The following is a 14,041-nucleotide window of genomic DNA, read 5'->3' as shown; positions in this document are numbered from 1 at the left end:
TCCTACACTATGGTGGAGTCGAAGTGTCATTTGCGTTCAAAGGGAAATTCTCGAACGAAACAATCCTCTAAAAGAGTAGGAGGGAGAGCAAAAATGGAAATCGAACGCATTAACGATTCAACAGTAAAGTTTTTTATAACGTATAAAGATATAGAATCACGCGGTTTTGACCGTGATGAGATTTGGTATAATCGCGAACGGGGCGAAGAGCTCTTCTTTGAAATGATGAATGAGGCCAATGATCGGGAAGATTTTGAATTAGAAGGTCCATTATGGATTCAAGTCCATGCGTTAGAAAAAGGGTTGGAGATTGTCGTGACTCGCGGGCAAATCTCTGACGGAAATGTGAAGTTGGAGATTCCGGTAACCCAAGAAGATGGGGATGGTCAAGGACAAGAGTCTTCTATGATGACCGAAGATGATTTTCTTGAAGAGTCGCTTGAAATTGTGATCGGCTTTGCAGATTTTGAGGACATTATTGACCTTAGCCATAATTTCTTTATTGATGATATTAATAACACGTTGGTTCATTTTGAAGGAACGTACTACTTGCACGTCGTCTTTAACGATGAAACGTACAGTGAAGATGAGCAGGATGACATGTTAAGTCAAATGTTAGAGTATGGCTATGAGTCGGATTTATCGATTTATCGGATTATGGAATATGGAAAGGTGATCATTGATAGCAATGCTTTGACGGTAGTACGTGAGCAATTTCCAAAACGTGCATAAGTACATTGTTTGTTAGACGGCCTTTCTCCACTTGAGGAGAAGTGGTCGTTTTTCTGCTTTCAGGAAAAACTATTAAGAATTAGCAACCTTTTTCTTTATATTTCGTATAGATCTAAAGAAAAGGAGAGAGTCTTTCTTTCCTAAACGATACGTGTATAATAAAAGTTGGAATTGTACGATCTAGATTCGAGAAAGATGAGATAGGAGCTCGTCACTATGAAAAATCGGTTAAACGTCTTACTCTTTTTATTGATCCTTTCGACAGGTTTATACCTTACCCGTTCGTTTTGGCAAGGCTGGATTGTCGGGGTTTTTAGTGTACTCATTACCATCACGGTTGTCTTTATAGGTATCGTTATTTTTTTAGAAAACCGTCACCCGACAAAAACGTTAACATGGTTAATGGTGCTTGCCGTGTTTCCAGTCGTTGGCTTCATCTTTTATTTGATGTTCGGACAAAATCATCGAAAAAGTAAAACCTTTATGAAAAAGGCATTATCAGATGAAGAGGCATTTGAAAAAATAGAGGGAAATCGTCAGCTAAATGAAGAACAGTTACAGAAAATGGGTGGTCATCAACAACTGTTGTTTCGACTGGCTCATCGACTAGCGAACAATCCGATTTCATTTTCAACCAATACGAAAGTGCTGACAGACGGGAAAGAAACGTTTGCCCATATTAAACAAGCGTTACGAATGGCAACGCATCATATTCATCTCGAATATTATATTGTTCGTGATGATGAAATTGGTCAGGAAATTAAAGAGATCCTAATGCAGAAAGCGAAGGAAGGAATTCATGTACGTTTTCTTTATGACGGTGTAGGTAGCTGGAAGCTCTCTAAATCTTATATTCAGGATCTGAAGCAGGCCGGAGTAGAGATTGTTCCGTTTGCCCCTGTAAAGCTACCGTTTATTAATCATACGATCAATTACCGCAATCACCGAAAGATTATCGTCATCGACGGAACCGTGGGCTTCGTAGGTGGTTTAAATATTGGCGATGAATATTTAGGAAAAGACCCATATTTCGGATTTTGGCGAGATACCCATCTGTATGTTCGCGGAGAAGCTGTACGTACATTACAGCTCATTTTCCTCCGGGATTGGGCCCACGAAACAGGAGAAACGATTTTGAAGCCATCTTACCTATCCCCAGCATTGACAAATATGAAGGATGATGGCGGTGTCCAGATGATTGCGAGTGGTCCTGATACTCGTTGGGAAATTAATAAAAAGCTATTCTTTTCCATGATCACATCAGCGAAGAAATCGATTTGGATCACCAGTCCATATTTCATCCCGGATGAAGATATTTTAAGTGCTTTAAAAATTGCTGCCCTAAGTGGTATTGATGTTAGGATTCTCGTTCCTAATCGTCCAGATAAACGGATTGTTTTTCATGCTTCCCGCTCTTATTTTTCAGAGCTTCTTGAAGCGGGAGTGAAAGTATACGAATATACACGAGGCTTTCTTCATAGCAAAATTATTATCGTCGATAATGAGATTGCTTCGATTGGAACATCGAACATGGATATGCGAAGTTTCCATTTGAATTTTGAAGTGAACGCTTTTCTTTACCGCACGAAAAGTGTAACCACACTCGTAAGTGATTTTGTCTACGATTTGGAGCATACAAATCAAATTCGCTTTGAGCAATTTAGAAACAGAGCTTGGTATTATCGCGTACTTGAATCCACTTGTCGGCTATTATCACCTTTGCTATAGACAGAAGAAGATAGGGCTTATGCTCCTGTCTTTTTTTTACTTTAAGAAGGATAAAATACGGTCACATAGGATTGGCAATTAGGACAAGTTTTTCTTAGTACACTTTTATTTCCTGAGAAATAATGTGAACGAAGCAGGATTTTGTAATAATAGGTCGAATGGAATAGGAGGGAGGTGCTGCTATGCTCACAGCAAAATTACAAAATGGACAAACCGTTAACTTGCTTGACTCTTGGCAAAAGGAGGTGTTGCAATCGCTTCAGAAGAAGCAGGGCTTCTACTGCCCAGCTTGTAAGGAAAAGCTCGTACTGAAGATTGGCTCACAACGGCAATGGCATTTCGCCCATCAATCTAAAGAAGCTTGCCGTGTCTCAACGGAACCAGAATCTCATTATCATTTATCAGGAAAACGGTTATTGTATCAATGGCTAAAGCGGCAAAAGCTTGAAGTGGCGCTAGAGGTATATCTTCCGATTTTGCAGCAGCGTCCAGATATTCTCCTTCGAAAGGATAAACAACTGGTTGCTGTCGAATATCAATGTTCCTCATTGCCCCTTCAAGAGATAAAAAAGCGGACGGACGGCTACAAGCGAGCAGGGATTTACCCTATTTGGGTTCTTGGAGGCAATCGGTTGAACCGGGAAGGGACGTTTCATTTTCGCCTTCAATCCTTTGAATGGTTAGCTTTATGCAAAGATCCATACGAACATTTACATCTACGGTATTTTTGTCCAACATCGTTAAAGTTTTTTACCCTCTCAAACATAACCCCGATTTCTCTCACAAAAACGTTAGCCGTCCTAAAAGAAAAAGCTCACCTTAACCAAACATTCCAAGATTGGGTGTATCCTTCTCTCAAACCTCATGAAAGCTTACCAAGCGATGCGTGGTTAACGCAGAAGAAACAGTGGCGTTTTCAATATCCAATCCCCTACCCTTCACCAGATCAAAGACACTTCCAATCATGGTTCTACGAACAAAATTTACATCCTCAGTTGTTTCCGATCGAAGCAGGTTGGCCAAGCAAAGGTCATGAATGGGTTGCCACTCCAACATACCTTTGGCAGTCTTGGATATTATGCCATGTCATCGAACGGCAACCGCTCATGGCTTCGTTCCCACTTCTCACTGTTTTACGCTCCTTTCAATCCCAGCGCATATTCAAATTACGTCCTATCGTTCAACACCTTTCTCATCTTGAACAATCCATCAAAGGATATTTAGATCTACTTGTTTCAGCAAGGATACTTGCAAAGGCCCCAGGTCACAACCAATATGTGCGCCTACGTGAACGATCATTTCCACATTCTGCTGAGGAAGCCCTCACCCAAGATGAAGCATTCTATCATGCATACTTAACATTAGATGAGAATAGGTTATCATGTAATACCTATTCATGAATTGTAGCGATTAAAATAGGTAAGACTGGAAAACCTAAGAAAAAATCGGTATTCTAGGAGAGAGTCAACTAGAAGGAGGTCGGAAACATGGCAAAAACGTTACCGAAGAGAAGCGAAATCCCTGTCGACTTAACATGGGATTTAGAAGCCATCTTTAGTACAGATGAAGAATGGGAAAAAGAATTTAATGAAGTGAAGGGACTTATTTCATCATTAGTACAGTTTAAAGGAAAGTTAAGTCAATCTGCTGAGATTTTGTATGCAGCCTTGCAACAACAGGATGAAATAACCGAACGATTGGGACGACTGTATACATATGCTCATATGCGTTATGACCAAGACACAACCAATTCGTTTTATCAAGGGCTAAATGATAGGGCGCAGACCTTAGCTTCTCAAGTTGGGCAAGCGGCTTCATTTGTTGTCCCAGAGCTTATGTCAATCGAAAAAGAGAAGATCGACACCTTCCTCAATGAACATGAACCACTCACGTTGTATCGTCATATGTTAGATGAACTAAACAAGCAACGTCCCCATGTGCTGTCAGAAGCCGAAGAATCAATTTTAGCACAGGCGAGTGAAGTGACGAGCGCTCCTAGCAATACATTTGGTATGTTAAACAATGCAGATATGACATTCCCGACCATTGTGAATGAGAATGGAGAAGAAGTAGAAGTCACCCACGGAAGATATTTGCAGTTTTTAGAAAGTGGAGATCGGCGTGTACGAAAAGATGCGTTTCAAGCGGTTTATTCCACATATGAAAAATACAAGAATACCTTTGCTTCTACACTGAGTAGTCAAGTGAAGCGAGATTTGTTTTACGCAAATGTAAGAAAATATAAATCGGCTCGGGAAGCGGCATTGTCACGCAATTTTATTCCCGAAGTGGTCTATGATCAACTCGTTTCAACCGTCAATGACAACCTACACTTACTTCATCGCTATGTTAAATTAAGAAAGCGAATTTTAGGTGTGGATGAACTCCATATGTATGATCTGTATACACCGCTCGTCAAGGATGTGGAGATGAAGATTTCCTACGATGAAGCGAAAGAGCTTGTGTTAAAAGGATTCGCTCCACTAGGCGAAAGCTATACAGATGAAATTAAGCAAGGTTATGAGAAACGTTGGATTGACGTTGTTGAAAACAAAGGTAAACGAAGCGGAGCCTATTCTTCTGGAGCGTACGGCACGATGCCATACATTCTCATGAATTGGCAGGATAATATTGATAATGTCTTTACATTAGCCCATGAACTTGGACATTCGATGCACAGTTTTTATTCGCGGAAACACCGACCATATCCTTATGGCGACTACACGATCTTCGTTGCCGAAGTCGCTTCCACTTTAAACGAAGCACTGTTAAATGATTACATGGTGAAAAACACAAACAATGAGCAAGAAAAGATTTATTTGCTCAATCATTTCTTGGAAGGTTTTCGTGGAACAGTCTTTAGGCAGACGATGTTTGCTGAGTTTGAACAGCTTATTCATGAGCAATCTGCAGATGGCATTCCATTGACGCCAGAGCTGTTATCAAAGCTGTATTATGATTTAAATGTAAAGTATTTTGGAGATGAGATTGTCATTGACAAGGAGATCGGTCTTGAATGGGCAAGAATTCCTCATTTCTACTATAATTTTTATGTCTATCAATACGCGACAGGATACAGTGCTGCTGCTGCCCTTGCTAAACAAATTTTAGAGGATGGAGCTCCTGTTGTTGAGCGCTATCTCGACTTTTTGAAAGCTGGTAGCTCGCAATATCCGATTGACATTTTAAAGCATGCTGGTGTCGATATGACGTCAAAGAAACCAATCCAAGAGGCTCTTTCTCTATTTGAGAAAACGTTAGATGAGATCGAGGCACTCCTTTAAAACAAAGGGTGAATAACCATGCAGTCTATCATAGAACTGCATGGTTATTTTTCGTACTAAGGTAAAAGGGGAAAAACAGTTCCCACTTTAGAACCCACGAAACCGGTTGCGGTGGTGAAACTGGTACACAATTAAATAGATGCTAGCAAAAAGAAGGGGGGCGGAGATAAAGAGCGGGAACATGCTCAGAAAAGAGAGAAGTAAGAAATAGAAGCTTACGATCGTTCCGATAAGGCCGACTCCGATCAAAAAGCGCGACATGTGCTTCATTCCTCCCATGTACAAATCGTTTCTTTTTCAATGTATGCAAAAGTTTGCTGAAATAGGAATGTGTCAATTCTCTGAACGATCATTGAGCCCCATTGTTTTACTGTTTCCAGTATGATACATTATATATGTGAAGCACATCACATTCTCTCCCCCCATAAAGAAAAAAGACAGCTTTCTCGGCTGTCTTTTTTCTACTCTAAATATCTCCAAAAGTTCCCGTATTTCATCGGAACCAGTTCCAGTTTTTGCTTCAGCACTAGTTTCTTTAACTGCTTTTCCGCTTCATCGATCTCTAAGTCAAACACAACGGCAACCTCAATCGAAGCAACAAATTCATATTTCTTTAAAAAGTGTTCTAACGACATTGGAGGTTGGCGTTCTGGTTTAAATCCAAGCATGTCCTCCAAAATTTGAACGTAAATGGAATAGGGGTAATGACCTGTGACTTTGATTCCTTCTTCATCTACGTTATCGTTAAAAAACACGAAAGTTGGAACAAGGTCCACATCCATTTCCTTTGTTGTTTGCATATCACAACGTAAGGCTTTAGCTGCTCCTTTTGAATGAAGGTCCTGCTTAAACTCCTTTACATCCAATCCAGCACGCTGGGCACAGCTTATAAGTATGTCTTCTTTCGTGACATTTTGCTTATTCAAAAACAGGTGCTCCCGAAGCTTTCGTAAGAAGCGCACTCCTGCTTGTGGCCCTTGTAATTCAGCCGCTTTAATAGCCAAGGATGGCGTGTAGGAGGACGTGATAGGGTCCTCTAGCCACACATCACCGTCACAAGGCATCCCAAATGTTTCGGTGATTTTTCTCCACACATGAGCTAAATCTTCTCGTGATTGGGCCCCTTTATATTTTCCACGACATAAATTCCACGCTTCTAGTTTCCCAGCCATAATGAAACGAATACGAAAATATTGACCGTACTCCACTTGTAGCTTTTTTAAAATGGGCTCAAACGCCCAGCATTCAGGACATAGTGGATCGATGAATGTATAAATTTCGAGCGGCTTTCGCTTTTTTTGCTTCTGGTCGTCAGCGTCGGAGTCAAGGCTACATATGCCCCTCTCGTCATTGCAATTCGTTTGATTCTCGTGATGCGCCATGGTCAATCCCCCTTTCTAGCGGTGCTCCTCTGGTTGGTTGACCATATGATGAGCAGTCATCGTTAGTCGTGCCATCATTTCCTCTCGCTCTGGGCTTGGCAAGTTGATTTCATCCATCGCTCGTTCCATACATGTGAGCCAAGCTTTTGCACGACGAGGCGTGATTGGAAAAGGTAAGTGTCGTGCTCGTAACATAGGATGTCCATGTTCCTCTGTATATAGTGAAGGTCCACCCAAAAATTGCGTAAGAAATTGTTGTTGTTTTCGTTTCGTTTCTGTAAGGTCATTTGGAAAGAGTGGCGCAAGAATTGGGTCGCCTGCAACATTCGTGTAGAAGGCATCCACAAGGGCGGATACCGTTTTGTCTCCACCGATACGCTCGTAAACCGTACGATTTAGTTCAACCATGTTTATCCCCTTTTAGTTGTTCATCGTCTTATCTATGCTTCATTTTAGCAACAGCCTGCGCTGAGGGCAAATGATCTGTTCCTAAAGGGGGCAATCAGCTTTTTTCAAAGGAGCTATCATTTGTTATGATCAAATGGAGAAGTAGTTGGTGAAGAAAAAGGAGAGCTATCGAAATGGCAACGAGGAAAAGTGTCTGCCCTCACAACTGTCCTGATACGTGTGGACTTATCATAACAACAGAGAACGATCAAGTGATTTCACTCCATGGGGATCCACAGCATCCCGTAACCGGGGGCGCAATATGCGGGAAGGTTCGGCAACATTACCGTGAGAAAGTGCATGGGTCCCATCGAGTGTTAACCCCGCTCATTCGTACAGGTGAAAAGGGGAGCGGGGCATTCAAGCCGATATCATGGGAGCGGGCACTTTCCATAATTGTGGATCGATTTGAGGCAGTTATAGCTTCCGCAAATTCAACGGCCATATTGCCTTACAGCTATAGTGGAACGATTGGGATCATTCAAAATGGTAGCATGGACCGACGCTTTTTTCACCGTTTAGGTGCTGCGACACTTGAACGGACGATCTGTGCTGCTGCCGGAACCGAAGCTTTTCGCTATACGATGGGAGCCTCTGTCGGCTTACAACCAGAGGAGACGAGGTTCGCCAATCTGGTCATCGTATGGGGAAGCAATCTAGTCGTAACGAACGTCCATCAATGGTTGTACATACTTGAGGCTCGTAAGCGTGGAGCGAAGGTTATTGTTATTGATGTAGAGCGAACAGAAACAGCAAGGCAAGCCGATTGGTTTATTCAAATCAAACCAGGGACGGATTTAGAATTGGCTTTAGGCATTCAGCATGTCTTAATCGAAGAGGAGCTCATTAACGGTTCTTTTATTGAAAGGCAAACTGTCGGGTTTCGGGAGCTTGCAGCGCATGTTGCCACCTATTCATTAGATCGAGTAGAACGAATGACAGGAATCAATAAAGAAGACATTCAAAGGCTAGCCCGCGTGTACGGGACAGAAAAGCGATCCTTTATTAGGATTGGCAATGGCCAGCAACATCACCATTCAGGTGGAATGAGTACGAGGGCGATTCTTAGTTTACCTGCTCTTACAGGAGCTTGGGAAACGAAGGGAGGTGGGGCGATTTATTTTAACTTGAAACACGGGGAGTATTCTTCCGATATTCTCCACCGTCCAGATTTACGGACGAATGAGGAACGACGTGTTAACATGAATGAGCTAGGAAAGGTCCTTCTTAGTCAACAAGAGCCGATTTTGGCATTGTTTGTTTACAATAGCAACCCAGCGTCGGTTGCTCCAGATCAAAGGAAGGTGCTTCAAGGGTTAGCCCGAGACGATTTGTTTGTTGTCGTCCATGAACAGCAGCTGACCGATACGGCTAAATTTGCGGATATCGTTTTACCGGCCACGACTTTTTTAGAGCATGACGATGTATATCGTTCGTATTGGCATCCTTACTGGCAGTTAGGGAGACGAGTGATTTCCCCGATCGGTCAAAGCAAATCGAATACCGAGTTGTTTCGAATGCTAGCAAACGCCTTTCATTTTCAAGAGCTATGCTTTCGCGACAATGACGAAACGTTAATGAAGCAGGCGATATTTGGAGACAGCCCTGTCGATTCCAGTGTCTGGGAGCAGTTTTTATCAGGAAAGCCAATTCGTTGGAAGCCGACACATCTATCAGCGCAACAAATTGAGCCGTGGAAAATCGGTGAATATGAAACACCGTCAGGAAAAATTGAACTTTATTCAGAGGCGATGCATGAGGCAGGATTACCACCTTTACCAGAAAAAATCCCATATACACAAGCAGCCGCTCCGTATCAGCTAATCATTTCACCGTCAAGAAAAGGGTTGAATTCTCAATTTATAGAATACGCGAAAGGAAAGCCGGTCGTTCAGCTTTCAAAAAAAGATGCAATGCGAGAAGGAATCTATGATGGTGATCGTGTTTGTCTTTTCAACGATCATGGACAGCTAACGTGCACAGCGAACGTTTCAGAGGCATGTCAGCAAGGCGTTATCATCGCTCGCGGGGTATGGTGGCATCATCAACATGAACAACAAGGAAATTTTAATACCTTAACAGGAGGAGACTTATCTGATTTTGGCGGCGGGGCAACATTTTTTTCTACCTATGTGCAAGTCAAGAAGGGTGAGGCGTAGTTTGATTTTAAGTTTAAAAAGGTCTGGTGAAATTTCCTCACCAGACCTTTTTGAGGTCAAAACTAAGCATTTAAGTACGTTTCGTATACCCGGGGAACATAATGTTGCGTCTCTTTAAATGGCGGAATTCCCCCATATTTATCGACATTTCCCGGGCCAGCATTGTAAGCAGCTAATGCAAGCTGGATATTTCCGTCATAACGGTCGAGCATTTGCTTTAAGTAACGTGTTCCTCCGTCAATGTTTTGCTGAGGATCGAACATGTTATTCACATTTAATTGACGGGCAGTTGCTGGCATGAGTTGCATCAAACCAGAGGCACCAGCTCTGCTTTTCGCAAGTGGGTTGAAATTCGACTCGTGTTTAATAACAGCATAAATTAAATTCGGATCAACACCGTATTTTTTGGCAGCTGCATTAATGAGTGGACGGAAACGTTCCCCTTGGTCAAATTGGGCAGAGAGTTCATTCGAGCTCATCGCTGGCTGTGACTGTTGAATGTTCATTTGCACAGGTTCATATGAAGCGATTACTTGAGCTTGCTGGCCTAGGACCTTCCTCCTGGTCGCTTCATCCAAAAATAAATCAGATTTATCGTTCGTGCTCGATTGGCTCATTTGCTCCCCGAGCAATAACTGTTCTGTTAAAAAGGCAGAAAAGACGGATTGAAAGTATGTAGATTGATTGGTTGCTGTTGTAAAAGGTTGGGGTGTTGATTGAAATGACTGAAGCCCCAAGATGGATGGATTCATGCTTGTCATCACCTCGTACTTATTCACTACATCCATCATACCATATCTGCATCACAGCTTCACCGTTAATTTTTCTCTTTTTTTGAAAAGAATCGTTGAATTTTGTTTTCTGTCGGAACTTGCGAAATGCTGAATGTCTTAAGGATTTCTTGAAAAGTAACTGTTGCATGTTCTTCGCTCGTTCCTTCAAACTCTATTTCATAATCCTCTATACCTAAATAGGAACTATGGTCGAGACAAAGAATGCCTTGCTCGTAGGAAATTTCAGCTCTAGAAGTGGAAAGGGTGCCAATATGTTTAAGCTGCGAAATAGGAATCGACAAATCCCGTAATGCGTCCATCACTTCACCGCTTGGAAAGTGTGCCGATTCAAGGGCGAGTTTGGCCTCCTGTTTGCTAAGCGTTTGATTGGTTTCAAGAAGTCCAGCAGGATGGGGCTGCTTTAACGTAAAGGTAAAAGTAGCTTCCTTTTCACGAATTCTTAAAGCCGAGCTTTGTTTTTTTAACTGGAAGTCGTCCGTTTCAAAATAATGATTGCGCTGAAGCTTAAAATCACCTTCTCCAATATGTAGTTGGCTAATTAGACGTTTGAACGTTTCCTTCGATACGAGTGTTTTCCGTTCGATTTCAATTTCTTTTCCCAATGATGATCGTCCTTTCAATCATTAAAGTTGTCGAAGCTATTACGCTTAGTTTGCATGATCACGTGAGATTTTTCAATGGTGCAATCAGTTCTTACGCACGAGAAAATATGATAAACTGAATAAGGTTATGTCATTTGTTTTCGGAGGGATTTAAGAATGAATAAAGGAACAGTTGCCGAGCTTAGATTGGAGCACAATACAGTGGTGGCGACATTAGAAGAAGAAGTAAAAAGGGAACTGGCTAAACAATTACAAGCGACAGAGCGAATGCTCGTTGATTCAGACGATCATGCCTTCGTGTATGTACTTGAAGATGAGGAGACGTTCTTTTACCTGCGTTTCCCTGAAGCAACATGGACTGTTCTAAAGGAAGGGATGAACAGCGGGAAAGAGGTAGTCGCTCATCTTAACCAAGAAACGTTGATTACGTGTCACAATTTCTATAACGAATTACGTTATTTAATCGATAATATTGCTGGCAATGGTAATTATGGAGAAGAGATGGAGAGGGCGGTACAAAACGCGTTCGGTGAGTAGAGCTGACAGGACGGTGATTTAGTGAACAATTGGGATGTTTTCTTAACACCATACAAGCAAGCAGTTGAAGAATTAAAAGTGAAATTAAAGGGAATTCGCGAACAGTATCAAAAATCATCCAAACATACACCGATTGAGTTTGTTACTGGGCGGGTAAAACCGATTTCAAGCATATTAGATAAAGCGATTCGGAAAAATATTCCCCTTGATCAATTAGAGGAAAAAATGCAAGATTTGGCTGGGCTTCGGATCGTGACTCAGTTTGTGGAGGATATTGAAACGGTCGTTCAACTCATTCGTTCCCGATCGGATTTTGAAATCGTGGAGGAACGGGATTATGTGGAGCAAAAAAAAGATAGCGGCTACCGCTCCTATCATTTGGTGCTCCGCTACCCAGTGCAAACGATTGAAGGGGAAAAGCGAATTCTCGTTGAGCTGCAAATCCGGACGTTGGCGATGAATTTTTGGGCAACGATTGAGCATTCATTAAATTATAAATATAGTGGAGAAATCCCGCTAAACATAAAAACAAGACTGCAACGGGCGGCAGAGGCAGCTTTTCGGCTTGATGAAGAAATGTCACAAATTCGTGATGAAGTTCGTGAAGCCCAGCAAATTATTACGCGAAAACAGGAGCAAGGGCGTACATTGACGTAAAAGGAGGCGAGGCAGCATGCGTTTTACCGTTACTTCCAGAGGGGATGACGTTTCCAACACATTGCAGCAAAAAATTAAACGCTATTTACTCGATTTTGGCTTAAAGCTCGATGAGCAAGAGCCTGATATCGTCATAACCGTCGGTGGAGATGGGACGCTATTGCATGCGTTTCATCGCTATACGAGTCGGTTAGAGGATACTGCGTTTGTCGGGATTCACACAGGACATTTAGGATTTTACGCTGATTGGGTTCCTGATGAAGTGGAAAAACTCGTGATACATGTTGCAAAAACTCCTTATCAAATTGTCGAATATCCCTTGCTAGAAGTTGTGGTTCGTCATACGGATGAGAGCGAATCGAAACGACTGCTCGCCTTAAATGAGTGTACGGTCAAAAGTCAGGAGGGCTCCCTTGTAAGTAATGTAGAAATTAAAGGGGACGTGTTCGAAGTGTTTCGCGGAGACGGGCTTTGCATTTCGACCCCTTCTGGTAGCACTGCCTACAACAAAGCGTTAGGTGGTGCCATCCTACACCCATCCTTAGCATCGATCCAAATTTCCGAAATGGCGTCGATCAATAATCGGGTCTACCGGACGATTGGCTCGCCGCTCGTATTGCCTCAGCATCACACGTGCTTGATTAAACCGCTCAATCAGGTGGAACTTCAAGTGACAATCGATCACTTTACCCTTGCTTATAAGCGAGTCAAATCGATTCAATGCCGAGTGGCGGAAGAAAAAATTCGCTTCGCACGCTTTAGACCCTTTCCTTTTTGGAAACGAGTGAAGGAGTCATTTATCGGTGATTCGTAAAGCGAAAGTGGAATGGACGGTGGATGAACAATGGGACGGGGAGTTGTTACGAACATTTTTACGCGAGGGAAAACACGTTTCAAAACGATCGTTAGCAGCGATAAAGTTTAAAGGTGGCACGATTTTGTTGAACGGGGAAGAGGTCACCGTCCGCGAGACCGTCCACGTGAATGATCAAGTCACTTTAGAGCTCCCTCATGAGTACCCTAGTCCTTCGATGATAGCTGAGCCAGTCCCTTTCGATGTCATCTACGAAAATGATCATTACTTGGTCGTGAACAAGCCAGCGGGAGTTCCGACAATCCCTTCCCGCGATCATCCGCAAGGGACGCTTGCTAACGGGTTACTTAATTATTTTCAGCGACAAAAAATGGCTGCAACCTTTCATGCGGTGAACCGACTTGATAAAGATACCTCCGGACTCTTGATTGTGGCCAAGCATCAATTAGCCCATGATCAATTATCAAAGCAGCAGCGTCAAGGAAACATTAAACGAACATACATGGCGATCGTTCAAGGGGAAATCGAGCAACAAGAAGGGACGATCACAGCTCCTATTGCCCGAAAAGAAGAAAGCCTCATTACAAGAGAAGTACGGGAAGATGGGCAGCTGGCGATTACTCATTTTAAAGTCATCGATCGTCTTAATCAAGGGACAATTGTACAGGTGCAGCTTGAAACGGGACGAACTCATCAAATTCGAGTCCATTTTTCCTATTGGGGCTACCCTCTATTTGGGGACGACCTTTACGGCGGGGAGCGGAAGGGGATCGAGAGACAGGCCCTCCACAGTACAGAGCTTACTATCCATTGTCCGTTTACAGAGGTGGAACAAACATTTACGGAAGGTTTGCCCCCTGATATGAAGGAACTGATTCGGCATCTGAAAAAGGCTTAATAATGAA

At 42.6% G+C, this 14,041-nt stretch carries 14 protein-coding genes; 9 read left to right on the top strand and 5 right to left on the bottom strand.

Going from position 1 to position 14,041, the window contains the following annotated elements; translation table 11 throughout:
* Positions 1-93: 93 nt before the first annotated feature.
* The 4 genes from mecA to pepF all read left to right on the top strand — a co-directional run bounded on the left by mecA (position 94) and on the right by pepF (position 5,744).
* Entirely contained in the window at positions 94-732 is a 639-nt protein-coding gene (gene mecA / locus E2L07_RS09135) for an adaptor protein MecA (protein ID WP_053430684.1), read from the top strand.
* Between the two features lie 216 nt (positions 733-948).
* Entirely contained in the window at positions 949-2,460 is a 1,512-nt protein-coding gene (cls, locus tag E2L07_RS09130; RefSeq protein ID WP_134229406.1) for a cardiolipin synthase, read from the top strand.
* A 182-nt stretch (positions 2,461-2,642) separates the two neighbouring features.
* Positions 2,643-3,860 carry a competence protein CoiA family protein gene (locus E2L07_RS09125; protein ID WP_134229405.1) on the top strand — a complete coding sequence of 406 codons (1,218 nt, stop codon included), beginning with the start codon at positions 2,643-2,645 and terminating at the stop codon, positions 3,858-3,860.
* 87 nt (positions 3,861-3,947) lie between these two features.
* Positions 3,948-5,744 carry an oligoendopeptidase F gene (pepF, locus tag E2L07_RS09120; RefSeq protein ID WP_134229404.1) on the top strand — a complete coding sequence of 599 codons (1,797 nt, stop codon included), beginning with the start codon at positions 3,948-3,950 and terminating at the stop codon, positions 5,742-5,744.
* 87 nt (positions 5,745-5,831) lie between these two features.
* Here pepF and E2L07_RS20790 read toward each other — a convergent pair whose 3' ends face one another.
* The 3 genes from E2L07_RS20790 to E2L07_RS09110 all read right to left on the bottom strand — a co-directional run bounded on the left by E2L07_RS20790 (position 5,832) and on the right by E2L07_RS09110 (position 7,534).
* Positions 5,832-6,005, bottom strand: coding sequence for a hypothetical protein (locus E2L07_RS20790; protein ID WP_166740050.1), 174 nt, complete (start codon positions 6,003-6,005; stop codon positions 5,832-5,834).
* Between the two features lie 200 nt (positions 6,006-6,205).
* A complete protein-coding gene (locus E2L07_RS09115; protein WP_134229403.1) occupies positions 6,206-7,126 on the bottom strand; it encodes a ClpXP adapter SpxH family protein in 921 nt (306 codons plus the stop codon).
* 15 nt (positions 7,127-7,141) lie between these two features.
* Positions 7,142-7,534 (bottom strand): globin domain-containing protein, encoded by a 393-nt coding sequence (locus E2L07_RS09110; RefSeq protein WP_134229402.1) that lies wholly within the window; start codon positions 7,532-7,534, stop codon positions 7,142-7,144.
* Positions 7,535-7,707: 173 nt separating this feature from the next.
* Between E2L07_RS09110 and E2L07_RS09105 the strand changes: the two genes are divergently transcribed.
* Positions 7,708-9,732, top strand: a complete 2,025-nt coding sequence (locus E2L07_RS09105; protein WP_134229401.1) for a molybdopterin-dependent oxidoreductase — start codon at positions 7,708-7,710, stop codon at positions 9,730-9,732.
* Positions 9,733-9,794: 62 nt separating this feature from the next.
* Here E2L07_RS09105 and E2L07_RS09100 read toward each other — a convergent pair whose 3' ends face one another.
* On the bottom strand, positions 9,795-10,493 hold the full coding sequence (locus tag E2L07_RS09100) for a lytic transglycosylase domain-containing protein (RefSeq protein WP_134229419.1): 699 nt from the start codon (positions 10,491-10,493) through the stop codon (positions 9,795-9,797).
* Between the two features lie 56 nt (positions 10,494-10,549).
* On the bottom strand, positions 10,550-11,128 hold the full coding sequence (locus tag E2L07_RS09095; RefSeq protein WP_134229400.1) for a CYTH domain-containing protein: 579 nt from the start codon (positions 11,126-11,128) through the stop codon (positions 10,550-10,552).
* Positions 11,129-11,284: 156 nt separating this feature from the next.
* Here E2L07_RS09095 and E2L07_RS09090 point away from each other — a divergent pair, with 156 nt between their 5' ends.
* The 4 genes from E2L07_RS09090 to E2L07_RS09075 are packed head-to-tail and all read left to right on the top strand — an operon-like array spanning position 11,285 to position 14,034.
* Positions 11,285-11,665 carry a UPF0738 family protein gene (locus tag E2L07_RS09090; RefSeq protein WP_134229399.1) on the top strand — a complete coding sequence of 127 codons (381 nt, stop codon included), beginning with the start codon at positions 11,285-11,287 and terminating at the stop codon, positions 11,663-11,665.
* Between the two features lie 21 nt (positions 11,666-11,686).
* Positions 11,687-12,322: a GTP diphosphokinase gene (yjbM, locus tag E2L07_RS09085; protein ID WP_010898996.1), complete on the top strand. Its 636-nt coding sequence runs from the start codon at positions 11,687-11,689 to the stop codon at positions 12,320-12,322.
* Between the two features lie 16 nt (positions 12,323-12,338).
* Positions 12,339-13,136 (top strand): NAD kinase, encoded by a 798-nt coding sequence (locus tag E2L07_RS09080; protein WP_134229398.1) that lies wholly within the window; start codon positions 12,339-12,341, stop codon positions 13,134-13,136.
* Positions 13,126-14,034 carry an RluA family pseudouridine synthase gene (locus tag E2L07_RS09075; RefSeq protein ID WP_134229397.1) on the top strand — a complete coding sequence of 303 codons (909 nt, stop codon included), beginning with the start codon at positions 13,126-13,128 and terminating at the stop codon, positions 14,032-14,034. The genes E2L07_RS09080 and E2L07_RS09075 overlap by 11 nt, the downstream gene beginning before the upstream one ends.
* The last annotated feature ends 7 nt before the right edge of the window (positions 14,035-14,041 follow it).

The sequence above is a fragment of the Halalkalibacterium halodurans genome, assembly GCF_004376175.1.
Lineage (GTDB): Bacteria > Bacillota > Bacilli > Bacillales > Bacillaceae_D > Halalkalibacterium > Halalkalibacterium halodurans.
The sequence above is the reverse complement of the archived record's forward strand: the minus strand, read 5'-3'. Positions and strand labels throughout refer to the sequence as shown.

What these genes read in the sequence shown, in the direction of transcription:
- mecA (WP_053430684.1), top strand. Translation starts at nt 94, where the DNA reads ATGGAAATCGAACGCATTAACGATTCAACAGTAAAGTTTTTTATAACG.
- cls (WP_134229406.1), top strand. Translation starts at nt 949, where the DNA reads ATGAAAAATCGGTTAAACGTCTTACTCTTTTTATTGATCCTTTCGACA.
- E2L07_RS09125 (WP_134229405.1), top strand. Translation starts at nt 2,643, where the DNA reads ATGCTCACAGCAAAATTACAAAATGGACAAACCGTTAACTTGCTTGAC.
- pepF (WP_134229404.1), top strand. Translation starts at nt 3,948, where the DNA reads ATGGCAAAAACGTTACCGAAGAGAAGCGAAATCCCTGTCGACTTAACA.
- E2L07_RS20790 (WP_166740050.1), bottom strand. Translation starts at nt 6,005, where the DNA reads ATGTCGCGCTTTTTGATCGGAGTCGGCCTTATCGGAACGATCGTAAGC.
- E2L07_RS09115 (WP_134229403.1), bottom strand. Translation starts at nt 7,126, where the DNA reads ATGGCGCATCACGAGAATCAAACGAATTGCAATGACGAGAGGGGCATA.
- E2L07_RS09110 (WP_134229402.1), bottom strand. Translation starts at nt 7,534, where the DNA reads ATGGTTGAACTAAATCGTACGGTTTACGAGCGTATCGGTGGAGACAAA.
- E2L07_RS09105 (WP_134229401.1), top strand. Translation starts at nt 7,708, where the DNA reads ATGGCAACGAGGAAAAGTGTCTGCCCTCACAACTGTCCTGATACGTGT.
- E2L07_RS09100 (WP_134229419.1), bottom strand. Translation starts at nt 10,493, where the DNA reads ATGACAAGCATGAATCCATCCATCTTGGGGCTTCAGTCATTTCAATCA.
- E2L07_RS09090 (WP_134229399.1), top strand. Translation starts at nt 11,285, where the DNA reads ATGAATAAAGGAACAGTTGCCGAGCTTAGATTGGAGCACAATACAGTG.
- E2L07_RS09080 (WP_134229398.1), top strand. Translation starts at nt 12,339, where the DNA reads ATGCGTTTTACCGTTACTTCCAGAGGGGATGACGTTTCCAACACATTG.